The sequence below is a fragment of the Streptomyces sp. MNU76 genome (assembly GCF_020982545.1).
GTDB lineage: Bacteria > Actinomycetota > Actinomycetes > Streptomycetales > Streptomycetaceae > Streptomyces.
This window is the reverse complement of sequence record NZ_JAJKLK010000030.1, coordinates 239325-262745: the sequence shown is the minus strand read 5'-3', so window position 1 is coordinate 262745 and position 23421 is coordinate 239325. Positions and strand designations below refer to the sequence as shown.

Annotated in this window: 24 protein-coding genes and 4 pseudogenes; 10 read left to right on the top strand and 18 right to left on the bottom strand. The window is 69.7% G+C overall.

What is annotated here, in order from left to right; translation table 11 throughout:
* Window positions 1-506: 506 nt before the first annotated feature.
* A complete protein-coding gene (locus E4N62_RS44940) occupies window positions 507-1841 on the top strand; it encodes a hemolysin family protein (RefSeq protein WP_230224070.1) in 1335 nt (444 codons plus the stop codon).
* Window positions 1838-2863: a hemolysin family protein gene (locus E4N62_RS44935; protein ID WP_230224069.1), complete on the top strand. Its 1026-nt coding sequence runs from the start codon at window positions 1838-1840 to the stop codon at window positions 2861-2863. Before E4N62_RS44940 ends, E4N62_RS44935 begins: the two co-directional genes overlap by 4 nt.
* Window positions 2864-3609: 746 nt before the next feature.
* Here E4N62_RS44935 and E4N62_RS44930 read toward each other — a convergent pair.
* The 8 genes and pseudogenes from E4N62_RS44930 to E4N62_RS44895 all read right to left on the bottom strand — a co-directional run bounded on the left by E4N62_RS44930 (window position 3610) and on the right by E4N62_RS44895 (window position 9482).
* Window positions 3610-3876: a GlsB/YeaQ/YmgE family stress response membrane protein gene (locus tag E4N62_RS44930; protein ID WP_230224067.1), complete on the bottom strand. Its 267-nt coding sequence runs from the start codon at window positions 3874-3876 to the stop codon at window positions 3610-3612.
* A gap of 84 nt (window positions 3877-3960) precedes the next feature.
* Window positions 3961-4230 carry a Sec-independent protein translocase subunit TatA gene (gene tatA, locus E4N62_RS44925; RefSeq protein ID WP_230224065.1) on the bottom strand — a complete coding sequence of 90 codons (270 nt, stop codon included), beginning with the start codon at window positions 4228-4230 and terminating at the stop codon, window positions 3961-3963.
* Between the two features lie 38 nt (window positions 4231-4268).
* A pseudogene (locus E4N62_RS44920) lies at window positions 4269-4751 on the bottom strand (TerD family protein); the annotation flags it as partial.
* 66 nt (window positions 4752-4817) lie between these two features.
* The gene (locus E4N62_RS44915; protein ID WP_230224063.1) at window positions 4818-6035 is read right to left on the bottom strand and encodes an IS110 family transposase; all 1218 of its coding nucleotides are present in this window, start codon (window positions 6033-6035) and stop codon (window positions 4818-4820) included.
* Window positions 6036-6295: 260 nt separating this feature from the next.
* A pseudogene (locus E4N62_RS44910) lies at window positions 6296-6397 on the bottom strand (TerD family protein); the annotation flags it as partial.
* Between the two features lie 175 nt (window positions 6398-6572).
* The gene (locus tag E4N62_RS44905; RefSeq protein ID WP_230224061.1) at window positions 6573-7280 is read right to left on the bottom strand and encodes a hypothetical protein; all 708 of its coding nucleotides are present in this window, start codon (window positions 7278-7280) and stop codon (window positions 6573-6575) included.
* A 146-nt stretch (window positions 7281-7426) separates the two neighbouring features.
* A complete protein-coding gene (locus tag E4N62_RS44900; RefSeq protein WP_230224059.1) occupies window positions 7427-8002 on the bottom strand; it encodes a TerD family protein in 576 nt (191 codons plus the stop codon).
* A gap of 154 nt (window positions 8003-8156) precedes the next feature.
* Entirely contained in the window at window positions 8157-9482 is a 1326-nt protein-coding gene (locus tag E4N62_RS44895) for an LCP family protein (RefSeq protein WP_374117259.1), read from the bottom strand.
* A 277-nt stretch (window positions 9483-9759) separates the two neighbouring features.
* Here E4N62_RS44895 and E4N62_RS44890 point away from each other — a divergent pair, with 277 nt between their 5' ends.
* Both E4N62_RS44890 and E4N62_RS44885 read left to right on the top strand, forming a co-directional pair.
* A complete protein-coding gene (locus E4N62_RS44890; RefSeq protein ID WP_230224057.1) occupies window positions 9760-10164 on the top strand; it encodes a BlaI/MecI/CopY family transcriptional regulator in 405 nt (134 codons plus the stop codon).
* Between the two features lie 142 nt (window positions 10165-10306).
* Entirely contained in the window at window positions 10307-10729 is a 423-nt protein-coding gene (locus E4N62_RS44885; protein ID WP_230224056.1) for a BlaI/MecI/CopY family transcriptional regulator, read from the top strand.
* A 158-nt stretch (window positions 10730-10887) separates the two neighbouring features.
* On the opposite strand, the pseudogene E4N62_RS50000 reads toward E4N62_RS44885, so the two are convergent.
* The 4 genes and pseudogenes from E4N62_RS50000 to E4N62_RS44870 all read right to left on the bottom strand — a co-directional run.
* Window positions 10888-11116, bottom strand: a pseudogene (locus E4N62_RS50000) (TetR family transcriptional regulator); the annotation flags it as partial.
* Between the two features lie 13 nt (window positions 11117-11129).
* Window positions 11130-11666 (bottom strand): hypothetical protein, encoded by a 537-nt coding sequence (locus tag E4N62_RS44880; protein ID WP_230224055.1) that lies wholly within the window; start codon window positions 11664-11666, stop codon window positions 11130-11132.
* A 318-nt stretch (window positions 11667-11984) separates the two neighbouring features.
* Entirely contained in the window at window positions 11985-12248 is a 264-nt protein-coding gene (locus E4N62_RS44875) for a GlsB/YeaQ/YmgE family stress response membrane protein (RefSeq protein ID WP_230224054.1), read from the bottom strand.
* Between the two features lie 30 nt (window positions 12249-12278).
* Window positions 12279-12734, bottom strand: a complete 456-nt coding sequence (locus tag E4N62_RS44870) for a tellurite resistance TerB family protein (protein ID WP_230224053.1) — start codon at window positions 12732-12734, stop codon at window positions 12279-12281.
* A gap of 452 nt (window positions 12735-13186) precedes the next feature.
* On the opposite strand from E4N62_RS44870, the gene E4N62_RS44865 reads away from it, so the two are divergent.
* Window positions 13187-13888, top strand: a complete 702-nt coding sequence (locus E4N62_RS44865) for a family 16 glycosylhydrolase (protein ID WP_230224230.1) — start codon at window positions 13187-13189, stop codon at window positions 13886-13888.
* 163 nt (window positions 13889-14051) lie between these two features.
* Here E4N62_RS44865 and E4N62_RS44860 read toward each other — a convergent pair whose 3' ends face one another.
* Window positions 14052-15116: a sporulation protein gene (locus tag E4N62_RS44860; protein WP_230224229.1), complete on the bottom strand. Its 1065-nt coding sequence runs from the start codon at window positions 15114-15116 to the stop codon at window positions 14052-14054.
* A 292-nt stretch (window positions 15117-15408) separates the two neighbouring features.
* Between E4N62_RS44860 and E4N62_RS44855 the strand changes: the two genes are divergently transcribed.
* Both E4N62_RS44855 and E4N62_RS44850 read left to right on the top strand, forming a co-directional pair.
* Window positions 15409-15885: a hypothetical protein gene (locus E4N62_RS44855; RefSeq protein WP_230224052.1), complete on the top strand. Its 477-nt coding sequence runs from the start codon at window positions 15409-15411 to the stop codon at window positions 15883-15885.
* Window positions 15886-15958: 73 nt separating this feature from the next.
* A complete protein-coding gene (locus tag E4N62_RS44850) occupies window positions 15959-16792 on the top strand; it encodes a transposase family protein (protein ID WP_230224051.1) in 834 nt (277 codons plus the stop codon).
* 167 nt (window positions 16793-16959) lie between these two features.
* Here E4N62_RS44850 and E4N62_RS44845 read toward each other — a convergent pair whose 3' ends face one another.
* Genes E4N62_RS44845 through E4N62_RS44835 form a run of 3 tightly spaced genes read right to left on the bottom strand, consistent with a single transcriptional unit; the run spans window position 16960 to window position 18628 of the window.
* Entirely contained in the window at window positions 16960-18036 is a 1077-nt protein-coding gene (locus E4N62_RS44845) for a hypothetical protein (RefSeq protein WP_230216905.1), read from the bottom strand.
* On the bottom strand, window positions 18033-18425 hold the full coding sequence (locus tag E4N62_RS44840; RefSeq protein WP_230216907.1) for a hypothetical protein: 393 nt from the start codon (window positions 18423-18425) through the stop codon (window positions 18033-18035). The genes E4N62_RS44845 and E4N62_RS44840 overlap by 4 nt, the downstream gene beginning before the upstream one ends.
* Complete coding sequence (locus tag E4N62_RS44835) at window positions 18425-18628, bottom strand: helix-turn-helix transcriptional regulator (protein WP_230216909.1); 204 nt, start codon at window positions 18626-18628, stop codon at window positions 18425-18427. Before E4N62_RS44835 ends, E4N62_RS44840 begins: the two co-directional genes overlap by 1 nt.
* A 356-nt stretch (window positions 18629-18984) precedes the next feature.
* Between E4N62_RS44835 and E4N62_RS44830 the strand changes: the two genes are divergently transcribed.
* From E4N62_RS44830 to E4N62_RS44820, 3 genes and pseudogenes are all read left to right on the top strand, one after another.
* The gene (locus E4N62_RS44830) at window positions 18985-20319 is read left to right on the top strand and encodes a hemolysin family protein (protein ID WP_230224049.1); all 1335 of its coding nucleotides are present in this window, start codon (window positions 18985-18987) and stop codon (window positions 20317-20319) included.
* The gene (locus E4N62_RS44825; protein ID WP_230224047.1) at window positions 20316-21341 is read left to right on the top strand and encodes a hemolysin family protein; all 1026 of its coding nucleotides are present in this window, start codon (window positions 20316-20318) and stop codon (window positions 21339-21341) included. Before E4N62_RS44830 ends, E4N62_RS44825 begins: the two co-directional genes overlap by 4 nt.
* Window positions 21342-21475: 134 nt before the next feature.
* Window positions 21476-21941: pseudogene (locus tag E4N62_RS44820) on the top strand (MFS transporter); the annotation flags it as partial.
* Between the two features lie 253 nt (window positions 21942-22194).
* Here the strand turns inward: E4N62_RS44820 and E4N62_RS44815 are convergent.
* Entirely contained in the window at window positions 22195-22485 is a 291-nt protein-coding gene (locus tag E4N62_RS44815; RefSeq protein WP_230224045.1) for a hypothetical protein, read from the bottom strand.
* Entirely contained in the window at window positions 22482-23204 is a 723-nt protein-coding gene (locus E4N62_RS44810) for an HNH endonuclease family protein (RefSeq protein ID WP_374117258.1), read from the bottom strand. Before E4N62_RS44810 ends, E4N62_RS44815 begins: the two co-directional genes overlap by 4 nt.
* Window positions 23205-23421 lie beyond the last annotated feature (217 nt).

The window sequence follows — 23421 nt, the reverse complement described above, 5'->3', positions numbered from 1 at the left end:
CGACGTCCGACACTGATCGTTCCACAGCGGAACTGCAGACGTCCTCTCTCGTATTCGCCCTGTTCGACCAGTCGTCGGCCACTCTCAGGGCTTGCGGTCGTCGTCCGTTGTTCCAGCCGCCCGGCCTGGAATCTCAAGCTCCTGGGTGGACGGTCGCGCCGCACCGGCAGTGTTGGCGTTGCCCGGAAGGCGGGCCGGGGCGCGGAGGGGCGCGCTCCGGCGGACATGCCAGAAAAGGGCGAAAACGGACTCTTGAGTCGTCCGACTTCGCACGCCGGTCGCTCCCTGTCGTTCCCCGGTGCCGCTTGGTGTCTCGATCTGCGGGTCAAGGAAGGCCGCAGGTGACTTTCCTTGTGCGTCCTTTACCGTGGGTGTAGAGGCACGCAAGTCTGTTTCCAGCCACTGTCGTCATAGGAGCGACGTTCCCCCGATGGGTGAGCCTTCTCTAGTACTGCCCGAGCCGTACCGCGTCCGGTGCCCGTGAACGAGGGAGCGGGGGTGGCGCGATGACCGAGGTCCTGCTGCTCCTGCTGGCCCTCCTGCTCACCCTGGCCTGCGCGCTGTTCGTCGCCGCCGAGTTCTCCCTGACCACGGTCGAACGCAGTGACCTGGAGCGCGCCGCCGAGGAGGGCGAGCGCGGCGCCGAGCGCGCGCTGAAGGCCGTACGCAGTCTGACCCTCCAGCTCTCCGGTGCTCAGCTCGGTATCACCGTCACCTCGCTGGTGATCGGCATGCTCGCCGAACCGTCGCTCGCGGCGCTGCTGCGCGGTCCACTGCGGGCGGTCGGCCTGGGCGGTGCCGCCTCGTCGGTGGCCACGTTGCTGGGTGTGGCCGTGTCCACCGTGGTGCTCATGGTGGTGGGCGAGTTGGTGCCCAAGAACTGGGCGATCTCCCGGCCGTTGGCGGTCGCCAAGGGCGTCGCCGGACCGCAGCGCGGCTTCACGGCCGCCTTCGGCCCGTTCATCCGGCACCTGAACAGCACCGCGAACCGTTTTGTGCGCCGCCTCGGTCTGGAGCCCACCGAGGAGCTGGCCTCCACCCGCGGGCCCGAGGAACTGGTCGCGCTCGCCCGGCATTCGGCCGCCGAGGGGGCGCTGGAGGCGGACTCCGCCGAACTGTTCGTCCGCACGCTCCACCTGAGCGAGCTGACCGCGGAGAACGTGATGACCCCGCGCGTCGACGTCAAGGCCCTGGAAGTGCACGCGACGGCCGCCGACGCCGCCAACCTCACCCACGCCACCGGCCTGTCCCGCTTCCCGGTCTACCGCGACAGCCTGGACGAGGTCGTCGGCACCGTCCACATCCGCGACGTCCTCGCCCTGGAACCGGACCGGCGCGCCGTCACGCCGGTCACGGAGCTGTCCACCGAGCCACTGCTGGTGCCCGACAGCCTCACCGCCGACCGGCTGCTGGAGCGACTCCGGGTGACCCGCACCATGGCCGTGGTCATCGACGAGTACGGCGGTACGTCGGGCGTGGCGACGGTGGAGGACATCGTCGAGGAGGTCGTGGGTGAGGTCCGCGACGAGCACGACCCCCTTGAGACACCCGACCTGGTGCCCGCACCCGCCACCGGGGACGGCCGTGCGGTCTGGGATTCGGACGGCAGCGTACGCCTCGACCAGCTCGCCGGCGTAGGACTCACCGCACCCGAGGGCCCGTACGAGACAGTGGCCGGGCTGATCGCCACCCGCCTCGCCCGCATCCCCGCCAAGGGTGATGCCCTCCATCTCGACGGCTGGCGGCTGGACGTCCTCGCGGTCGAGCACCACATCGCCGACCGGGTCCGCATCACCGAACCGGTCCGCGTTCCGGCCCAGGCGGAGGAGGAGTCCCGATGACCGCCCTCCAGCTCGCCGTCGGCGCCCTGATGGTGCTGGTCAACGCCTTCTTCGTCGGCGCCGAGTTCGCCCTGATCTCGGTGCGCCGCAGCCAGATCGAGCCCCGTGCCCGTGCGGGCCACAAGCGGGCCCGGATGACCCTGTGGGGTATGGAACACCTCTCGGCGCTGATGGCGACCGCCCAGCTCGGCATCACCGCGTCCTCGCTGGTGCTGGGCGCGGTCGCCGAACCGGCCATAGCGCACCTGCTGGAGCCCGGCTTCGAGGCGGCCCACATACCGCACGGCCTGGTGCACCCGATCGCGTTCGCCATCGCGCTCAGCCTGGCGACGTACCTGCACATGCTGGTCGGGGAAATGGTCCCCAAGAACATCGCCCTGGCCGCCCCGGTCCACACCGCCCTGTTCCTCGGCCCGCCCCTGGTCGCTCTCACTCGGGCCCTCAAGCCGGTCATCTTCGGCATCAACGCCTTCGCCAACGCCCTGCTGAAGCTGCTGGGCGTCGAGCCGAAGGACGAGGTCGAAGCGGTCTTCACCGACGACCAGCTGGCTCGCATGGTCGTCGACTCCAGCGAGGCCGGCCTGCTCTCTCCCGCCGACGGCGAGCGGCTGCGCGACGCGCTGGAGCTGGGCACCCGGCCGGTGGGCGAGATCCTCGTCCCGGCTCAGCGGATGCGCACCGTCGAGCACACCATCACCCCGGCGCGGCTGGAGCGGGTGGCCGCGGAGGCGGGTTACTCCCGCTTCCCTGTGACGGGCCAGGACGGTGCCCTCCTGGGGTACCTGCACATCAAGGACACCCTCGGCCTCACCGACCGCGACCGGCCCTTCCCGCGCGCCGCACTGCACCGGGTCACCCAGGTTCGCATCGACACCCCGCTGGACGACACCCTCACCGCGCTGCGGGCCGACGGCAGCCACCTCGCCGCCGTCCTCGGCGAGGGCGGCAAGGTGATCGGCTTCGTCACGATGGAGGACGTTCTGTCCGAGCTGGTCGGACCGGCAGCCGCGGCCACCGCGTGACCCCGGACGTCCGCCCATGAGGGACACGGTTTCGGGCACCATCGTCACCCGAGTGCACAGCCGATCCATGAGTTATATCCGCCAGACCGACGGACCCCCTGGACACAGTCCGCGCCCATCCCGCCTTCCGGGCAGTGAGTACGGCATGCGGCGGGGTGGCGTCCGTTGAACGCAGCCTGCTGGCCGTGCTGGTGCTGACCGCCGGTACCGGCTACAGATGCCGAGGCGGGCGCTCGTGAACAAGGCCACTCGGTCTGCGGCCGTTCGCGGAGATCATGACCATCAACTTCAGTGGTGTTGGAGAACCTCGCGCTGTACAGCACCGAGGGCGAGATACCCGACGGCGAGCACACCGTACACATCGGCACCGCGTGCCGCCGCTGAGGAAAGCCAGGAGAAGGAGCGCAACCTCGCCGGGCGGGAGCTGGACAACTACCGGGCCGAGCAATGCCTGCGGTCGGCGGAGGTCGAGCACGCCGAGTGACGCCGGATCGAAGCGGTGATGCGCCAGAGCGCCATGACCAGCTATTCCCCCACGGACGATCTCGAGCTGTCCGAGGCTGAACTCGAACAGCCCGACCCTGACCCCGGGCTCCGGCCCGGCCGGGTGAGCGAGCCGACCTCGGTGGGCAGCGGGTGAGTGGGGAGTGGCCGTGGGGTGGGCTATGCCGCGCTCTTAGGGGAAGACCCCGCTGTCGGGTACGCCGAGTCGGACCGCTTCGCCGGCCCGTGACCCTGGCCAGCCGTCAGTCGCGGGAATTGCCGAAGAGGAGGCGGTAGGCGATCAGCAGGACCAGGGAGCCGCCGATGGCTGCGCCCCAGGTGGTGAGGTCGAAGAACTGGTTCTGTATGGGCCGGTCGAGGAATTTGGCGGAGAGCCAGCCGCCGGTGAAGGCGCCGGCGATGCCGATGAGGGTGGTGCCGATGAGGCCGCCCGGGTCGCGTCCGGGCAGGAGGATCTTGGCGATGGCTCCGGCCAGGAGTCCGAGGATGATCCAGCTGATGATGCCCATGACGTGACGCTGCGTTCCGATTCGGCGGATGGTGGCGGTCCGGCGGGTCTGTACAGGGAGGGACATGCTGGAGTTGTGGGCTGGTCAGGTCCGCGGTGTGTCGTTGCCCGGCTGATCCGCGGGACGGCCGGCGGTGTCACCGGGTGTGGCCCGGATGGTGCGCGGGGCTGTGGCCTCGTTCGGGGACGCCTCCGCTGTGGTGGGCGGCGTCTGGTCGGACTTCATCGCTTTGGCCTCGCTTTTGAGGATGCGGGCCGACTTGCCCATGGAGCGGGCGAGTTCGGGGAGCTTCTTGGCACCGAAGATCAATATGACGATGATGAGGATGATGGCGATTTCACTGATGCCGAACATGGTGTTCGTCTTCTCCCCGGTGGCGGGCGGCAGGGTGGCTAGAGGTGGCTGGCGATGGTGGGCATCAGGTCCTGGAAGGTGCGGCCGGCGGCCGGTTCCCCGATGGCGGACATGTGCCATCCGCCGCTGGAGCGGTGGACCTTGGCCATGATCTGGGCGGTGTAGGAGCCGCCGCCGGAGAGCGTGTAGCGGGCCAGTTCCTGGCCGGTGTTCTCGTCGATGAGGCGGCAGAAGGCGTTCTGCACCTCGGCGAAGGTCTGGCCGGTGAAGGAGTTGACGGTGAAGACGATCTGGTCGACGTGGGCGGGCAGGCGCAGCAGGTCGACGAGGATCGATTCGTCATCGCCGCCCTGGCCGGCGCCGCCGACGAGGTTGTCGCCGGTGTGGCGGACCGAGCCGTCGTCGCTGACCAGGTGCTGGAAGAAGACGACGTCGACCGGCTCTTTGCCGGCGAAGAGGACCGCGGAGGCGTCGAGGTCGATCTCGCGTGCGGTCAGCTTGGCGAGGAAGCCTTTGCGGGGGGGGGTGCCTCTATGTCCTTCGTCAAGGCGCCCAGGTTTGGTTTGGGGTGGTTTGACTTGGTGGGGTTATGCGGCGAGTTCGACGTCCTTGGGGACGCGGGGTTCGTAGAAGGTGCCGTCGCGGAGCATGGCGAACAGGACGCTGATGCGTTGACGGGCCAAGCGGAGGAGGGCCTGGGTGTGGGTTTTGCCGCGGGCCCGCTGGCGGTCGTAGTAGGTGCGGGAGGCCGGGTCTGCGTTCATGCAGGCGAAGGCGGAGAGGAACATGGCGCGTTTGAGCTGCCGGTTTCCGCCTCGGGGCGCGTGTTCGCCGTGGATCGAGGTCCCCGACGACTTCGTCGTCGGGGCGAGTCCGGCGTAGGAGGCCAGGTGGGCGGCGCTCGGGAAGCCGGCGCCGTCGCCGACGGTGACCAGCAGGACGGCGGCGGTCCTGATGCCGACGCCGGGCATCGACGTCAGGACCGGGGAAAGAGGGTGGGCCTCCAGCAGGGTGTTGATCTGGGCTTCCAGGGCCCGGCGCTGGGTGTGGACGGTGGCCAGGGAGGCGGCCAGGGTGGGGATGACGATGTCGAGGGTGCCGGTCCCCGGGACCACGACGGTCTGCTCGTCCAACGCCTCGAAGACATCGTCGATCAGCCGCTGGGCCATGCGTGGGGCCTTGGGCCGGATCAGTTCGACGAGTCTGCGGCGGCCGGCTTTGCGCAGGGCGGCCGGGGAGCCGTGACGCTCCAGCAGCCAGGTGGCGGCCTGGTGGTCCAGGCGGGGGCCCAGGACGCGTTCCAGGCTGGGGTGGAACTGGGTGAGCAGGCCGCGTATCCGGTTGGAGGTGCGGGTGGCCTCGGCGGCGAGGTCCTGGTCGAAGCCGACCAGGACAGTGAGCTCGGCGGTGATCTCGTCGGTCAGTTCCAGGGAGCGCAGGGTGTGGGGCATCGTCCGGGCGGCGTCGGCGATGACCGCGGCGTCCTTCGCGTCGGTCTTGGCCTCGCCCGGGTAGAGGTCGGCGATCCGGCGCATCGCGAGTCCGGGCAGGTAGGCGACCTGGCAGCCCGCATCGCGGGCGACGGTCAGGGGCAGAGCGCCGATCGAGGCGGGCTGGTCCACGATCACCAGGACGGTGCCGAACTTCGCGGCCAGCTTATCGAACACGGCCCGCAGCTTCGGCTCGCCGTTGGGCAGCTGCTTGTCGAAGACCTTCTTGCCGGCCGGGGTGAGTCCGTGGCCGTGATGGGCGCTCTTGCCGACGTCCAGGCCGAGGAACACGCCCACGTCTTCAGTGTCGAACATCGCGCCCTTCCAAGGGTGTTGGCGGTGCCGGCCTCGGCAGTGGTGTCGTACTCGCGCATCCACGTTATGCAGACCTGCCATCCGCGAGCTGTCCGGCATTGCGCCGGACCGGGTGGCGGCCGGACCTCTCATCAGCGTCTCCGACGGCACCTCCCGGGCCCGGTGACACCACCCCCCAGGTCATCGACTTCGACAGGGGGACACAGTCATGCCGGGCCCGGAGGCCAGCGGCCCTCTTGCAGGACCGCGGAAAACATAACGGGGGCGGCCTGCCAGCCCAGTCCCATCCGTACGACGCTGAGCGGTTGACCGCCGCTCTTCTCCAGGCTGATCTGCTGGCCCTTGGTCAGCGTGATTCCCACCGGTTCCTCCTGGTGCTCGGGGTCCGAAGTGCGCTGCCCCAGCGGTGTATTGGGGCAGCACACACGAATCTACAGCACTGTAGAAGTGGCGGGCAGGGGCGCGCCCGGCCCGGCGGATACGGCATGGCGCGGCGGAACCATTTCGGCCTGCGTGCCCGCCCGTGTGGGGGCGGTGTCAGTCCCGGAAGGGAGGGTGGGGCCTGTGAAGTCCGGGCTGCTGTAGCCGGGGCGAGTGCGCTGTGCGGGGAGACGAAGCGGGGCGGGGCTGCGGCACGGGGCCGGGCGGCTGGTGCAGCTGGCGGTGCAGGAACGGGAGCAGTCCGCGCTCCAGCAGGGCCTGGCGCCACGCCGCGTGGGCCTGAGTGAGGGCGGCGGCATCCGGCTGCGGTTGGCGGGACGGGATGCGATGCCGGGCAGTGGTGATCACGAGTGCGGTGCCCGCTGCTGCGGCGGCGAGCACCGCTATGGCCCCGGCGACCCAGCCGGCCCGGATCAGCGCGATGGCGAGGGGCTGCTGGGTGTCGGCCAGTTGGAGCCCGTAGCCGAGGAGAAGGAATATGGCCGCCGCCGTGACGGACAGGAGCGGAGTGAGTACGGCCAGTGCCGCCAGCAGCCCGTTCCCGGCGGTCGCGGGTGAGGGCTGACGGGGGCCAGGGGTCGGGGTGTCCAGTGTCCGCAGCCGCACCAGGGCGGCGTACTCGGTGGCCGCTTCGGCGGCGATGGTGTCGGCCGCGGCCAGCGCCCGGGCGCGCAACTGCTCGGCGGTGACCTGCGCGGTCGGCTGCTGCAGGGTCTCGCGGATGTCAGGGTCGTTGAGCGCGACGTGCAGCGTGTGTTCGAAGTCTGCTTGGTCGACGGCTTCGAGGTGGCCGGGCTCGTTCATGAAGGTCCCCCCGATCGTGTGGTGCGGGCCCGCGCCGGCGTTTTGGCGCCGCGGCCCGCTGGCGGGCAATATGGCAGAGGACGTGCTCGTCGCGGGCGGGCCGGACGTACTACGCGGGTCCGGCCCGCCCGCAGACGTGTGGTGGGTCAGACGTTGACGCCGAAGTCGGCGGCGATGCCCGCCAGGCCGGAGGCGTAGCCCTGGCCGACGGCGCGGAACTTCCACTCCGCGCCGCTGCGGTACAGCTCGCCGAAGACCATCGCGGTCTCGGTCGCGGCGTCCTCGGAGAGGTCGTAGCGGGCCAGCTCGGCACCGCCTGCCTGGTTGACGACGCGGATGAACGCGCCCCGGACCTGACCGAAGCTCTGGCCGCGGTTCTCGGCGTCGTGGATGGAGACGGGGAAGACGATCCGGGCAACGTCGGCGGGGACAGTGGTCAGGTTGACCTTGATGGCCTCGTCGTCACCCTCACCTTCGCCGGTGAGGTTGTCGCCGGTGTGCTCCACCGAGCCGTCGGGGCTCTTCAGATTGTTGAAGAAGACGAAGTACTGGTCGGAAAGCACCTTGCCGGACTCGTTGACCAGCAGCGCGGAGGCGTCGAGGTCGTAGTCGGTGCCCGTGGTCGTGCGGACGTCCCACCCGAGGCCGACCAGGACGGCCGTCAGGCCCGGCGCCTCCTTGCTCAGCGAGACATTGCCGCCCTTGGCGAGGCTCACACCCATGTCGTATCCCTTCCCGTGTCCAATGGCCGGGCGCGGGGGTCCGGCCGCTGAGTGGCTGCACTCGAAATCTACAGCACTGTAGAAGTTGCTGAGGGTTGTCAGGGCCGTCCATGCCGCAATCGGATATGGAACGCGGGTGATGCAGGCCCCCCGGTCAGCCGCGCAGTCCGGGGTAGCCGGGGCCGACGGTGAGGGTCACCGCACCGGGTGCGGCATCCGCGTCCTGCCTGGGGGTGACGGGGATCCTGAGCCGGGCAGCCAGGGCCTTCGCCTGCTCTTCATGGCCGGACGGATAGGTCACGGTGGTTTCCTTCGCCGGCGTGGGCGCGTTGCCGGTGCCGGTAACGGTGTAGCCGGCCGCGCGCAACTCCTTGGCGGCGGTGGCGGCCTGGCCGGGCATGCCGGTGCCGTTGAGGACCTGGACGGTGATCGTGCGGGCCGGGACCGGCTCGGCGGCGGTCAGTTCGTCCTTGTCGACTTCCCTGTCCTTGGCGAGGGAGGTGAAGAGGGTGTGTGCCTGGGGGTACTGCCAGGAGATGTTGGCCTTGTCAGTGGGGACGTCCAGTTCGCGCGGGTAGTTGGGGACGGTCAGGAAGGTGAGCCGGTCCTCGGGTATGCCCTTGAGGCTGGAGGCGAGGCTGGTCAGGGGTGTGATCCCGGCGAGGGTCTCGTCGGTAGTCAGTGATTTGGTCGCCGAGTCCAGGAAGGAGTACAGGTCGCCGGGGCTGGTCAGTTTGTCCTGGGCTTTGGCGGCCAGGGCCTGCATGAATTCCTGCTGGCGGCCGATGCGTCCGATGTCGGAGCCGTCGCCGACGCTGTAGCGGGTGCGGACATAGCCGAGGGCCTGCTCGCCCTTGACCGTCTGGCAGCCGGCCTCCAGGTCGAGGTGGGCCTTGGTGTCGTGGATCGCCTGTTTCGGGCAGACCTCTATGCCGTCCAGGGCGTCGACCATGCCCTTGAAGCCCTGGAAGTCGACCGAGAGGAAGTGGTCGATGCGCAGCCCGGTATTCTGCTCGATGGTCTTGATGGTGCAGGCCGCTGCCGAGCCGATGTCGCCCGTGGTGCCGCCGATCGCGAACGCCTCATTGATCTTGAAGTGGTGCGGGGCGGAGCTGGTGCCGTTGCCGCGGTCGCAGGCGGGTATCTGCACCCAGGAGTCGCGGGGCAGGGAGACCACGGCGGCCCACTTCCGGTTCGCGGCGATGTGCAGCACCATCAGAGTGTCCGACTGCATGGTGGTCAGGCCCTTGCCGTATTTCGCGTTGTCGCCGTCGCGGCTGTCCGAGCCGACCACCAGGATGTTCTTCGCTCCTGGGCTGAGGTTGACCGGACGGTCTCCGCCGATCTTGTTGTCGATGCCCGCGGCCTGGATGTTTCCGTCGAGGCGCTGGTACAGCCAGTAGCCGCCTGCGCCCGCAACGACGAGCAGTACGGCCAGGGCGGCACCGGTGAGGGTCAGGATCCTCCCGCGCCGGGTCAGCCGGGTCTTGGTGCGCCGGCGCCCTCGGGACTGGTCCGGCCCGCGGCGTTCGCAGGATGCACCAGGCTGCCTGTCCACGTGTCCGCCTCCCTGTGCCGCCAGGTGTGGCGGTTCGCTGTGCTGTGTCGTGATCACGCCCGGCGGCCCCTACTTTCGTGCCGGCGGAGTCAAGAATCTACAACGGCGTAGAAGATAGTGGAGGCAGAGGGCATCGTGAACATGTGCGAGGGCGTGCTTGTGCCCCTCGTGTCCGGCAGCGACCGAGAGGGAGTGGCAGGTGGAGAACAAGCATGGTGGACCGCCGCCGCGTGGGCGCCCCCGCAGAGGGCCGGGCGAACTGGAGGCCCGGGTGCTGGCCGCCCTCGGCAGCGCGCCGGGGCCGGTGACGGCCGGCTGGGTGCGCGAGCAGATCGACTCCTCCCTCGCCTACACCACGGTGGTGACCACGCTGGCAAGGCTGCACGGCAAGCAGGCCGTGGTGCGCCGCCGCGACGGGCGCTCCTATGTCTGGAGGGCCGTCTGCGACGCGGCGGGGCTGGCCGCCCGGCGCATGCACCAGATCCTCGACCAGGAGAGCGACCGGGGCGCCGTGCTCAGCCGGTTCATCGCTGAACTCTCCCCGGACGACGAACGGTTGCTGCGGCTGGGACTCGACACCGCCAGCGCGGGCACGGGCAGCTGATGACGCCCGCTCTGCCGGGGCCCTTTGCCCGCCTCACGGAAGTGGACATCGCGGAAACGGCGTGGGGCGGGCGGGTGGCGGGCTCAGTACGATGAACCGCCCCGCGGTGGCAGGCGGGGCGGGAGACGGGGAGGTTGACGGTATGACGGACCAGAACAGGGGCGGTACCGAGCAGTCCCCGCGTCGGCGCGGCCAGGGGGAGCTGGAGGAGCAGGTGCTCGCCGTGCTGGGCCAGGCTCCCGAGGCGGTTCCTGTGGCCTGGGTCCAGGAGCGCCTCGGCGGCACCCTCGCCTACACCACGGTGATCACCATCCTGACCCGTCTGCACGCCAAGGGCGCGGTCGCCCGTCGGCGGGCGGGCCGTTCGTTCGAGTGGACCGCCGTCGCCGACGCCGCCGGGCTGGCCGCGTTGCGGATGCGGAGGGTCCTGGACGCCGAGAGCGACCGGGAGGCGGTCCTGGCCCGCTTCCTCACCAGCCTCACGCCGGGCGACGGACAGGTGCTGCGCGATTTGCTGACCCAGGGCCCCACTGGGAGGGAAGTCTCACTTACCGTTTCGGAATGAGGGCGTGGACGGCGGAGGGACGCAGGCCAGTACGAGCAGGGTTCCAGGTGAGGTCGACGCGCCACGCGAAAGCGGATGCCGAGCGTTTGAACGAGGCGGAGGCGTACTTTCTGAGCGAGGGCACGCTGCTCGGGCCGGAACCGTGGGCGGCTGGATCCTTAATGTAGGGCGGCGGCGCCAATGCCTTCGAGAGGCTCGCGCGGCACTTCGCCGCCGCTCACGAGCCGGTCGAAGACCAGCCCTTCGATGCAGGTCAACAGGTTTGTGTGCCGTTCTCGACATCCGACACGCCGTGACTGGCGAGGAACAGCGGACGGCCTCGCGGCTGGCGTTCTCGCGGGGGATGAGAATCTCGCGCAGCTCGGAGTGTCGCACGCTCTCGACGGCAGGCTACAGATGCCTATGTTGTCTGGGAATGCCCCTCAGTTCCTGGATGGTCTGCCGGCCCAGCCGGTCCGCGCTGAGCCAGGCAGGCTGTGCCCCAGAGGATGACGGCTGCTCCGAGGCCCACGGTGGTCTGCCCGGAGCCAGTGGGGCCGCCGATGGCTTCGAGGGCACAGCCAGCCACACCGGCCGTGATCATCAAGGCGCCGGTCAGGTGGAACCGCGGCTGCCGGAAGAGCGCGGCCAGTGGCAGGAAGTGAAACCCGACGACGACGGCCACCAGACCAGGAATCAGTTCGGGCACACCGACCACCCGCGCCCCGGCGGCGACCAGAGCGATAGCCAGCCACTGCAGCATGTTCATCCAGATGAAGCGGCGGCGCACATCAGCGGGCAGCGACGTTCGACCAGTGTTCCGCAGCCCCCGGCCGGTACGCCACACGCCCGCCGCAACCACACAGCCCGCGAGAGCCGCAGCCGGCCAAAACCCCGCGCCCAGGGCACTCACGCCCGCAAGCCACCACACCAGGCCGAAGAAGGTCAGGAATGCCAAGCCTGTTCGATCCACTCGTCCCCGCCCCTGTCCCGGATTACGGACAGCGCCATCCGCACAGGGAAGCCTCGCCGTTCCGCGATTGCATGAGGATCCCGGAGTGCTCCCGAAACCCGGATGCGGCCAGAATCGTTTCTCCAGCCCACTGCTATCAAAGGAGCATCAGCCTTGTCCGCCAGATCGACGCACCCTGCAGCGGTCGGGGTAGCAGCGATCCATCGGCCTGGCACCCCGGCCGCTCATCCTTGAGTCAACTCGATGCACGGCCAACGGGTACTGACGCCTGTGTGGCGTCAGCACCCTTGTCCGACCGTCGGGTCAGCGGCGGGCCTTGAAGCGTTCGAGGGCGGCCACGCCCACGGCGGCGAGTCCGATCTGGATGAGCCATTCGATCCAGTCGACGCCCTTGGTGTCCGCCACCCCCAGGCCCGCGGCGATGCCGGTGCCGACGAAGGCCGCGGCGATACCGACGCCGATCGTCCACAGCACGCCGATGCGCTGACGGCCCGGCAGAACCAGCCGCCCCAGCGTGCCCACGATAACGCCGATCACGACGGCACTGATGATCCCGGAGATCTCCATACCCGTCCCCTCCCCTGCCCCGCGTGGGGCTTAGAGATCGAACTCGTGCGGCGGCAGATCAAGGGTGAAGCACGCCTCACGGACGATCGCCTGCTCGGTCTTGTCGAAGTCGCCGTCGGCGCCGCCGATGACGATGCCGATCTGGATCACGGCGCGGGCCTCGGCGGGCTTCTTCTTCGCCTTGGCGATCTCCTGGAGCACGCTGACCTTGCCGAAGTCGAAGTCCGCGACCAGCTTGTTGAGGTTGTCGTCGAAGCGGCGCTGCAGGTCAGCGGCGTCGAAGTTCTGCAGCACCTCGTTGGTGGCGATCAGCTGGGCCACGCGGCGCCGTTCGGAGGGGTCGATGGTTCCGTCGGCGGCGGCCACCAGCGCGCACATCGCCATGCTGGCGTCGCGGAAGGCGCCGCTCTTGAGGTCGTTCTTCTTTGCCACGAGCTGGGTCTGCATCGTCGTCGCGGATTCCTTGATGCGATCCCACAGGGCCATGAGAACTCCGTAAGTGTGTCAGGGTGCCCGCGCCGTGACCGACACGGGCCAGCATCATAATCTACAGCACTGTAGAAGGAGGCGGGGGCTGTTGACGCGCTCGGGGATGAAGGCGTCAGTCGTCCGCATGGAGGGCGCTCCAGGAACCGGGCCTACCGGAACCTCAGCCCTCGGGATCTACGCCCCTGTAGAACTCCGGCGCGTCGCCTCTGGACGCCTCACGGCCCGTTCTACCGTGTCAACCAGTCGCACAGTGGTCCACTCCCCCTTCTTTGGGTCGAGCGAGACCTGGGAGGAGCCCAGCCAGGGCGCCCCGGAGGGCCGGGCAGCCCACTTCGTTCGAGTCACTGAAGACAAGACGTCATCAGCCACACCCGGCCCTCCCGGGCCCAACACCTTATGGAGACGTCATGGTGGGCCAAGGGTTCACGCTCCCTGGATGGATCGGCCAGATGCTCACCCCCGAGACGCAGGCGCCGCCCCCCGCGTACTTGCCGCGCCCCCTGGGAACGCCGGTGTTCATCGCCGACTTCGCTTCCGAGCAGCAGTGGGTCGCGGGCCGTTCATGGGCGTACCCCGACGGCGGCCCGACCAACCCCGGGGACAACAAACTCGACCACCTCGTACCCGACCCTTCCTACAGCCGCCACGGCGCATTCCGGGCCACCCGCCGACCGGAAGGCACCTGGAGCACCGGGCTGCTGACGACCGAGGGCAGCGACGAGGACTTCATGGTCCGTACGGGCGACATCCTTGAAACCCGCGTGCGGCTGCCCGTCGAGCACGGAGCCTGGCCCGCGATCTGGACGTGGCGGGACGGCGGGAACGAAGTTGACGTGTTCGAGTACCACCCCAACAACCCGAACGTCCTGGAGCTGTCGAACCATGTCAACGGGAGCGGGCACTACTTCACCGACCCTGCGATCCGCCCGGGCGCGTGGGTCGACCTGAGAGTCGAACTGTGTCCGGAGTCCGTCAACTGGTGGGTCAACGGCTGCCAGGCCTTCTCCGATGGTGTCGGAGTTGGCCATGACTGGTACGCGTACCTCGTCGTCAACCTGTCAGTGTGCACGGGCCGACATCATCCAGCTCCGGACCCGTCCACCTCAGCCATGTCCTACGAGGTGAACCACCTCCACGTGTACCGCCCGTGAGCCCGCCAGGGGCTCACGGCAGACTGCGATGGGGCGGCCCCAGGACCACGGCAACGCACCGATGACCCGTCAGCGCCCAGCACAGCGGCGATACCGATGCCGGTCTCGAGGGGCCGTCTGGCGCGAGGCGCCCGCGCGGCCCCTCGAGTGGTGACGGGGTGGGTCAGCCTTCGTCCTCTCCGTCTTCCTCCTCATCATCGAAGACCTCGTCGATGACTTCGGCCGCGACCATGCCGCCGACCACACCGACGGCGAGGCCCGCCGCGCCGGCCGCGACCACGGTTCCCATGCCGGGCCCCGAGCGGTGCCCGTGGCCCTCGCCGTGATGGTGGTCGCCGTGACCGTGGTCGTCCTTGTGGGGGTGGCTGCCGTGGGCGGCGTAGGGGGCGCCGTGGCCGTAGTGGCCGCCGTGGTGCGACTCGCCGTGCCCGTACGATCCGTGAGAACCGTAGGAGGCGCGGTGCTCGACCATCTGACGGATCCAGCCGTCGACTTCGGCGCTCCAGTTGATCTGCTCGACGCCGTGGTGGCTGACGGTGAAACGGGACACCGCGTCGTGGCCCCCGGAAAAGAGTCCGCCGCGCTTGTCGGCCTCCAGGACCACCTCCAAACCGGCCGGACCGGCGAGGAAGGTCACCTCGATCTCGTTCATCTGGTGCGCGTACTGCGGTGCCGGGGCGAGCTCGATCTCCTGGTAGAAGGGCAGCTGCTGGCCGGTGCCGCCGATGCGCCCCAGCTCCAGGTCCGCGGACTTGAAGCCGAAGCCGAGCGTCCCGAGCGCCTCCAGGATCGCCTCCTGGGCGGGTAGAGGGCGCACCGCGAGCTGGTCGAGGTCGCCCTTGTCCTTCGCGCCCGCCACCGCCAGCTCGGTGCGCACCCCGAGCACGATGCCCAGACCCTGCCCGTACAGCTCGGTGATGGGGGTCTCCCACGGCAGCATCACACTGAAGGGCACGCTGTGCAGTTCGCCGGCGGCGAGGCGGAAGCTGCCGCCGACGGTGAACCGCTCGAAGACGACCGCGCCCTCGGACTCCCCGCCGTCGTGCTCGGCCTCGACGCGGGCCACCAGCTCCAGGGTGATGTGCTCGATCGTGAAGTCCGCGTCACCGCCCCTGAGGTGGACCTGCCCGCTCAGGGTCCCGCCGGGCAGCGCCGCGCCCGGGTCCAGGACCGTGTCCACCGTGGGCCCGCCCACGCCGAGCGATCCGAGCAGCCGCTTGAACACCATCGTGGCGTTCACTCCTTCATGTGTACGTACGGTTCTTGACCTGAGGTTCCCCCGAGATGCGGAGGATGGTGACAGAGGGTCAGATGGTTCTCATGAGAGGAACATCGACCATGAGTGAGACTCCGCCAAGTTCGTTTCCGCAGTTCAGTGGGGCTGGTGTGATGCGCGGTGAGGTCCTCACGCTGACAGGTGGCGTGATCGTTAGCACGAGATCGTCCGGCGCGGGCGTTCTCGCGGGTTCTGGCGTGAGGTTCGGGGCTGCCGCGTAGGTTCCGCGTCGGGAGGGATGTTCATGACAGACGTGCTGACGTGGACGATCGGGCGGCGGCTTGAGCTGGCGAAACGTGCTGAGCTCCTGCGTAAGGAGCTGGGCGAACTCGAGCTGGAGGTGGCCCGGTTGGAGGCCGCCGAGGTGGTGTTCGGGCAGTGGGCCGAGGCCACCGACGGTGGACGGCGGCCGTCGGGCATCGTGTCGCCGGAGCCGGAGCCGGAGCCGGTCGCTGTGACGGTGGGCCCGGGTGCGGGCGGGATGCGGGTGGTCCCCGATCGTGTCGAGGGGATGGGGCTTCAGGCCCTGACCTCGGAATACCGTCGGATCATGGAGATCGTGGCCGGGTCGGACGGTCCGGTGATGGCCAAGGACGTTGCCGTCGGACTGGGCCGGGAGACGACGCCGGGGAAGATCGAGCCGGTCCGGGGTCAGCTGCGCAAACTCTCCGACCGGGGCTGGCTCGTCCGCACCGCATCGGGCCGCTACCGGCCATGCTGACCAGCGGTGTTGGCGGCCGGACGGGCCGATTCCGGCCGTAACGCGAGGGCCCCCGGCGGGAGTTGGTTGATGTGTGACGAAAAACCAGCCCGCCGAGGGCGCTCAGGATGTTGTCTACCAGGTCCGCCTCCCGCTGTCGAAGCGGACCATCGATCTCGTCGCCGGCCTGATACGCCGGCGCCGCAACCGGATGCGCTCTGTCTGGCGCAAGGCCGAACCCGGTAAGCAGGCCGTCATCGTGCTCGCCGTCCTGCGTCACGACCAGCGCCTGGCCGACATGGCCGGCGGCAACGGTGTCGGGGAGTCCACCGTCCGCCGCTGGGTGAAGGAAGTCGTCAAGCTGCTGGCCGCCCGCGCCCCACGCCTGGACCGCGCGCTGAAGAAGATCGCCCGCAGCGGCGGGGTCGTGGTCCTCCTCGACGGCACCCTGATCCGCACCCACCGCCGCACTGGGAAGGACGACCGGAAGAACTACTCGGGCAAGCACAAGGCCCATGGCCTGCTGTTTCTCGCACTGACCGACGAGAAGGGCAACCTGATCTGGATCTCCGCAGCCAAGCCCGGCCGGTCCAGCGAGATCACCACCGCCCGCCACAACAAGATCACCGAACACCTGCGGGAAGCCGGCCTCGGCGCCCTGGCCGACCTCGGCTTCGTCGGCCTCGACGACAAACCCGACGACGACCCGGTGATCATCACCGGCCGCAAGGCCACCCGCAACCACAAGCTGACCGCCGCCGAGAAGGAAGCGAACCGCCTGGTCAGCCGCGAACGCGCCGCCAACGAACACGGCTTCGCGAACCTCAAGAACTGGCGGATCCTGACCAAGCTCCGCACCGACACCCGGCAGGCCACCACGCTCCTGCGGGCCCTGCTCGTCCTGGCGAACAGCGAAGTACAGCGCTGACGGAGCGGGCGGATGATCTCGCCCCGACGATCATGCCACCTGTCAGCGTGAGGACCTCACCAACGCATCACACCAGCCCCACTGAACTGCGGAAACGAGCTTGGCGGAGGCTCAGTGGGCCCCAATGATGGTGTTTGACCACACCAGCAGGGCCGCTTGGGCCAGTGTCAAGGGGTGGCGGAGCGACCGACGGCCCGCCAGCCGGCCATCACCAGGGTGGTTGTGCCGGAGATGAAGATCAGGTTGCCGAGCAGGTCCAGCCACAGTGGGACCTCGACCAGCGACCGCTGCGCCACGGCGAAAGCCAGGTGGGGCACCAGTGCGCCGGCGGCCAGGGCGAGGCGGTGGCGTGGCGACCAGCCGGGGCGGGCCGACCATCGTCTGACCGCTGTCACGCCCCAGGCGACGAGGACCAGGTAGACCGTCACCACCGCCGGCGCGGGCCCGACCTGGGCGGCGCCAGCGACGAAGAGGAGCGTGGCGCTCACCGCAGCTGCGGCGGCCCGTTGAGGCGTGGGCGCCGCCCCGGCGGGAACCACGGGCCGACCGGAGGCAGCGAGCTCGGGTGGCGCCGCGGGAGGGGCAGCGCCGTCACCTGCGGCTCGGGACGGACGGCGCGGCGTGCGAGCCAGCCACCCGGCGAGCGCGAAAAGTGCCGTCACCGCCACCGCGGCGCCGGCCAGGTGTGCGGACGACGGCACGAAGTCGTCCTCGGACAAGGTGATACCGGCCGTCGCCGCTCCGCCCAGGCCGATGGCCAGCACGGCCCAGGCAAGGCCGCGGGGGGTGAGCCAGGGCCGATCGGCGAGGTCGCCGCCCAGGGCCTCCACCAGAGCGATGGGCACGCAGATGCTCCACACGGCGTGGAGCAGTACGACGAACGTCGTCCACCACGACCCGATACCGAGCGCCGGGATCCACCCGAAGTCGAGCAGCCGCAGGTCAGCATAGTCGGGGTTGAACAGCGAGAAGCTGATGAACGACTCCTCGACCACGCCGTAGGCCAAGCCCAGAGTGAAGATGACCGGCCAGGGCCGCGCGGAGCGACGGCCCAAGTCGCGGATGAACACGGCGGCGCCGCCGTACAGGGGCGCGTAGATCACCAGCAGCCATACGTAGATGACTGGCAAGTTGCCCGAGGCGAACTCGGCCACCAGCGGCGCCGTGGCCACCAGCGCCCAGGCGAGACGACGGCGCCGTCGGCGGTCGGGCGTGCCGGCCCGCGGCACCTCGGCTGGCGTCACCCCCGCCACGAGCTGACCACGCCAGCGCCGACGAACACGCCCGCGAACAGCACGGTGAGGGCGAGCAGTGTCCCGTCGGGCTCACCCCGGGCCACACTGACCAGGTACCACCCGGTGACGACCAGGCCGAGAACGCCACCGGCTACCGACAACGAGCGCATGTACAGAGCGCGGTTGCGCTCGTCGCCGGCGCCCCCGACGGCCCGGATGGCGTCAATGCGGCGGCGGCCCAGCGCCAGGGCAAGGGCGAAGACCAGCATGCTCGTACCGGCCAGCAACCCGGCCACCAGCCCCTGGCCTAATCCGAAAGCCAGCCCTGACGCGACGGCGATGCCCAGGTACCAGGCCATGTCGGCCCGCCACGCCGTCACGGGATCTACGTCCATCATTACGCGTCACCTTCGCTCGGTGTGAACAGCTGCTCGATGACCGTGCCGAAGAAGCCGGCCAGCGCGAACGCGAGCGGGAGCGAGGGGAGATAGCGCCCGGTCTCGATGGCGTTGATGGTCTGCCGCGACACACCCACGGCCTCAGCCAGCTCGGCCTGAGAGATCCGTCGCTCGAGTCGGTACTCCCGCACATGGTTTCGCACGGTGACAAGTTTCCTTGTCACACCAGTGAATGTCAAGGAAACTTGTCACCTTCTTGACGTCACGGCCCGCTCGGACCTCGTTCAGCCACAGGCTGACCACGGGTATGAGGTTGAATCCCAAGCTCATGGAACGTCCGAAAACCACCCGTGCGGACGGCGGAAGCCGCCCCCGCAAGGCGACTTTGCCGCCCCTTTACTATGGGGGTCTGGGCGTAGACGCCTCACCGAACCGCACCAGGATCCGCCCGATCCGATGAGCCAAGAAGGAGCAGCAGACCCGCCATGGGTGAACCTCCCAGTCCCAGCCGTGCCATTGCCCGCCCGCCACGCATAGGTGAGGGGTCGGGGGTGGCACGGTGACCGAAGTCCTGCTGTTGCTCCTGGCCCTTGCTCTGACCTTGGCGTGTGCGGTGTTCGTCGCGGCCGAGTTCTCCCTGACGACGATCGAGCGTGGTGAGCTGGAGCGCGCCGCCGCGGCCGGTGAGCGCGGTGCCGAGGGAGCCTTGAAGGCCGTACGCACGCTGACCTTCCAGCTCTCCGGTGCCCAGCTGGGCATCACGGTGACCTCGCTGGTGATCGGCATGCTCGCCGAGCCGTCGCTCGCCGCCCTGCTGCGTGGCCCGCTGGAAGCTGTCGGCCTGCCGGCCGGCGCCGTCTCCACCGTCTCGACCCTGCTGGGCGTCACGATCGCCACGGTGGTGCTGATGGTGGTCGGTGAGCTGGTCCCGAAGAACTGGGCGATCTCCAGCCCGCTGACCGTCGCCAAGGCGGTGGCCGGCCCGCAGCGCGGCTTCACCGCCGCGTTCGCCCCGCTGATCCGGCACCTGAACAACACCGCGAACCGTCTGGTGCGCCGCTTCGGGCTGGAACCGCAGGAAGAGCTCGCCTCCGCCCGCACCCCGGAGGAACTGGTCGCGCTGGCCAGGCACTCCGCCCGTGAGGGAGCGATCGAGGCGGACTCGGCCGAGCTGTTCGTGCGCACCCTGCACCTGTCCGAGCTGACCGCCGAGAACGTCATGACCCCGCGCGTGGACGTGAAGGCCCTTCAGGCCCACGCCACCGCGACGGACGCGGCGAACCTCACGCTGGCCACCGGCCTGTCCCGCTTCCCCGTCTACCGCGACAGCCTGGACGAGGTCATCGGGACCGTCCACATCCGCGACGTCCTCGCCCTGGAGGAGGACAAGCGGGCCGTCACCGCGGTCACCGAGCTGGCCACCGAGCCGCTGCGGGTGCCCCACTCGCTGCCGGTCGACAAGCTCCTGGGCCGGCTGCGCGCCTCCCGCACCATGGCCGTGATCATCGACGAGTACGGCGGCACCGCCGGCGTCGCCACGGTCGAGGACATCGTCGAGGAGGTCGTCGGCGAGGTCCGCGACGAACACGACCCGCACCAGCAGCCCGACCTGATGCCCGTCGCCGAGTCCCCGGACGGCCGGCCCGTGTGGGAGGCCGACGGCAGCGTCCGCCTGGACGAACTCAAGGAGATCGGCTTCGCCGCACCCGACGGCCCGTACGAGACGCTGGCCGGCCTGGTCGCCACCCGCCTGGAGCGCATCCCGGCCCTGACCGACCGCATCGACGTGGACGGCTGGCAGCTGGCCGTCCTGAACATCGAGCACCACCGGGCCGACCGGGTCCGCATCACCGCCCCGGCCGCCGCCCAGCCGAGCACGGAGGACGCCCGATGACCACGATCCAGCTGCTGATCGGCGCACTCACCCTGGTCACCAACGCGTTCTTCGTCGGCGCCGAGTTCGCCCTCATCTCGGTACGGCGCAGCCAGATCGAACCGGCCGCACTCCAGGGCAACCGGCGGGCGAAGAGCACGCTGTGGGCCCTGGAGCACCTGTCCGCGATGATGGCCACCGCGCAGCTCGGCATCACCGTCTCCTCCCTGGTGCTGGGCGCGGTCGCCGAACCCGCCATCGCCCACCTGCTGGAGCCGCCGTTCCACGCCATCGGGGTGCCTGAGGCGCTGATCCACCCGATCGCCTTCGTCATCGCGCTCACCGCGGCGACCTATCTGCACATGCTGGTCGGCGAGATGGTGCCGAAGAACATCGCCCTCGCCGCACCCGCGCCGACCGCGCTGCTGCTCGGCCCCCCACTGGTGGCCCTCACCCGTGCCTTCAAGCCGGTCATCTTCGGCATCAACGCCTTCGCCAACACGCTGCTGCGGCTCTTGAAGGTCGAGCCGAAGGACGAGGTCGCCTCCGTCTTCACCGACGACGAACTCGCCCGTCTGGTCAAGGACTCCAGCGAGGCCGGGCTGCTGGACCCCGCCGACGTCGAACGCCTCCAGGACGCACTCGAACTGGGCACCCGCCCGGTCGGCGAGGTGATGGTGCCGCTGAACAAGACGGTCACCGTGGACCACGAGACCACCCCGCAGCAGCTGGAACGCGCCGCCGCGGCCTCAGGCTTCTCCCGCCTGCCGGTCACCGGACCCGCCGACGAGGTGCTGGGCTATCTCCACATCAAGGACGCCCTGGGCGCCGCCGAGCGCACCCGGCCCTTCCCGCGCAGCGCCCTGCACCCGGTCATCCAGGTCGAGATCGACACCCCGCTCGACGACACCATGACCGCCATGCGCGCCGCCGGCACCCACCTGGCCGCCGTCACCGGCGAGAAGGGCACTGTCATCGGCTTCGTGACCATGGAAGACGTCCTGGAGGAACTGGTCGGCCCCAGCCCCTCGGACCGGAGCTGACCACCAGTCGTCGCGGGCCAGCTGGGCCACACAGCCCAGTTGGCCCGCGACGGCATGCCTATAAGTCCTGGTGGCTCGGCGGTACACCCTGCTCCCCGCACCCGCGGGGATGGTCCCAGGGCGCGGCCGGGGACATGCCGCCGCGGCTCAGTCACCGGCAGATCACCACGGTCATATCCGGGCTGGTGCTCGGCATGGTGGTCTCGTCCATGCTGCGGACCATCGCCGACGACCTGCACGGGCTGACCACCCAGGCATGGGTGACCACCGCGTATCCCATCACCGCCACCATCGCGACGCCGCTGTACGGCAAGCTCTCCGATATCCACGGCCGCAGGCCCGTCTACCTCACCACGATCGCCCTGTTCACCGTCGGCTCGCTGCTGTGCGAATGCACCACGTCGATCTACGAACTCGCGGCGTTCCGCGCCGTGCAGGGTCTCGGCAGCGGCGGGCTGATGTCGCTGGCGATGACGATCGTCGCCGACATCACCACTCCGCGTGAAAGGGGCCGTACCAGGGCTACTTCATGGCCGTGTTCGGCGGCGCGAGTTCGTCGGCCCGCTGGTGGGCGGTGCGTTCGCGGACCGGGCCGAGCTGCACCGGACACTGCCCGGACGACAGCAGTGCAGGCCTGCGCACTCTGCCCTGCACCAGCACACGCCGACAGAAATGGGCCTGATGGCCTGACCACTGCCGACGCATGATCATGCCCTCCTCCGGGCCCGCACGACCCGGTAGGCCCGCAGTCCGGCAGCGAACCGAGCGCTGGAGGTGCCAAGGCAGGCCCCGGCCTTCGGCCGGGGTTGCGTCGGCCTTCGCATTCCAGGGGCCGTGCGGCGTCTGATCAAGGTCAGTGCGGGGCTTCGGCCCCGCCTCCCTGCCGAACCCGCTCGAGGACCTCGGCGTGAAGTGCGGCCAGCCCGCCGGGCGGCACCGGGACCGGGCTGCCGGTCAGGGTGTACCACTCCTCCGCTCCGGTGTACTGGACGGTGATGCCGGCGCGCCCGTCGGGCAGCAGGCCGGTGGCCACGGTGAGGTCGCCGGTGATGACGCCGACCTCATCCGTCATCGCCCCGCCGCGCCCCGCCGACACGTTGCTCACCAGCCGCTCCGGCGCGGGCGGATGGTCGTTTCCGGTCATGAGGTACAGGTGTCCAGCATCTCGGTGAGCATGTCCTTCTCCGCCTCCGTGACCGACAACCCGTAGGTGGCCTTCACCGAGACCCAGGACCGACCGTAGACGCACCAGTACGTCTTGGAGGGCGGCTGCCACTCATCCGGGCCCTGGTCGCCCTTGGACCGGTTGGAGGACGCCGACACGGCCAGCAGCTGCGGGCGGATCAAATCGTTGGCGAACTCCTTCCGCTTCTCCTGCGTCCACGACTTGGCTCCCGACCGCCAGGCGTTGGCGAGCGGGACCGTGTGGTCGATGTCGAGGTCCGAGGCGTCCGTGAACGTCTCGCCGTCGTACACGCTCACCCATGTGCCGGACACCGCCCGGCACTCGTCGTCTCGCTTGACGTCGGTGCCGTCCCGCTCCAGCACCCTCTCGCGGGTGTCGCAGCCGTCCTGCTCGGCCCAGTGCGGGAACTTGGAGCGGCTGTAGCCGGCCATCGATTCATGAGGAGCCACACTCAGCCCGGCCAGCTCTTCCCTCGCCTGCCCGGCACTGGGCACGCCCGGCAGGGTCGTGGTGGCATCGGCCGCCTGGCCACCGCCGCCCCCGGCCGAGGCGGAGGAAGACGGCTTGCCGTCCGTCGCCGCGGGCGACGTTCCTTCACCGACTGCCGAACACCCGGCTACCGCGAACACCGCCGCGATGGCCAAGCCCTGCCCCCACCAACCCCTCTGACCCACCATGACCTGCCCGTACTCCGATGATTTGCGGCTGGAACTCATGTCCGCGCAGCCTATCGGGTCCAGCACAGCACCCCGTTCACTCCGGCGGCCTCGGGCCGGCATCCCCGGTCGGACCGCTGCGAGGGCCGTCGGCGCACCGGCGCGCACCACCCGGCGCCCGGGCCCCGGACACGTCCGCCAAGGCCGTCTTGTGCGTCGTGTCCACCGTGGAATCATT

What these genes read in the sequence shown, in the direction of transcription:
- E4N62_RS44940 (WP_230224070.1), top strand. Translation starts at nt 507, where the DNA reads ATGACCGAGGTCCTGCTGCTCCTGCTGGCCCTCCTGCTCACCCTGGCC.
- E4N62_RS44935 (WP_230224069.1), top strand. Translation starts at nt 1,838, where the DNA reads ATGACCGCCCTCCAGCTCGCCGTCGGCGCCCTGATGGTGCTGGTCAAC.
- E4N62_RS44930 (WP_230224067.1), bottom strand. Translation starts at nt 3,876, where the DNA reads ATGGGCATCATCAGCTGGATCATCCTCGGACTCCTGGCCGGAGCCATC.
- tatA (WP_230224065.1), bottom strand. Translation starts at nt 4,230, where the DNA reads ATGTTCGGCATCAGTGAAATCGCCATCATCCTCATCATCGTCATATTG.
- E4N62_RS44915 (WP_230224063.1), bottom strand. Translation starts at nt 6,035, where the DNA reads ATGTTCGACACTGAAGACGTGGGCGTGTTCCTCGGCCTGGACGTCGGC.
- E4N62_RS44905 (WP_230224061.1), bottom strand. Translation starts at nt 7,280, where the DNA reads ATGAACGAGCCCGGCCACCTCGAAGCCGTCGACCAAGCAGACTTCGAA.
- E4N62_RS44900 (WP_230224059.1), bottom strand. Translation starts at nt 8,002, where the DNA reads ATGGGTGTGAGCCTCGCCAAGGGCGGCAATGTCTCGCTGAGCAAGGAG.
- E4N62_RS44885 (WP_230224056.1), top strand. Translation starts at nt 10,307, where the DNA reads ATGACGGACCAGAACAGGGGCGGTACCGAGCAGTCCCCGCGTCGGCGC.
- E4N62_RS44875 (WP_230224054.1), bottom strand. Translation starts at nt 12,248, where the DNA reads ATGGAGATCTCCGGGATCATCAGTGCCGTCGTGATCGGCGTTATCGTG.
- E4N62_RS44870 (WP_230224053.1), bottom strand. Translation starts at nt 12,734, where the DNA reads ATGGCCCTGTGGGATCGCATCAAGGAATCCGCGACGACGATGCAGACC.
- E4N62_RS44865 (WP_230224230.1), top strand. Translation starts at nt 13,187, where the DNA reads ATGCTCACCCCCGAGACGCAGGCGCCGCCCCCCGCGTACTTGCCGCGC.
- E4N62_RS44860 (WP_230224229.1), bottom strand. Translation starts at nt 15,116, where the DNA reads ATGGTGTTCAAGCGGCTGCTCGGATCGCTCGGCGTGGGCGGGCCCACG.
- E4N62_RS44855 (WP_230224052.1), top strand. Translation starts at nt 15,409, where the DNA reads ATGACAGACGTGCTGACGTGGACGATCGGGCGGCGGCTTGAGCTGGCG.
- E4N62_RS44840 (WP_230216907.1), bottom strand. Translation starts at nt 18,425, where the DNA reads ATGATGGACGTAGATCCCGTGACGGCGTGGCGGGCCGACATGGCCTGG.
- E4N62_RS44825 (WP_230224047.1), top strand. Translation starts at nt 20,316, where the DNA reads ATGACCACGATCCAGCTGCTGATCGGCGCACTCACCCTGGTCACCAAC.
- E4N62_RS44815 (WP_230224045.1), bottom strand. Translation starts at nt 22,485, where the DNA reads ATGACCGGAAACGACCATCCGCCCGCGCCGGAGCGGCTGGTGAGCAAC.
- E4N62_RS44810 (WP_374117258.1), bottom strand. Translation starts at nt 23,204, where the DNA reads ATGGTGGGTCAGAGGGGTTGGTGGGGGCAGGGCTTGGCCATCGCGGCG.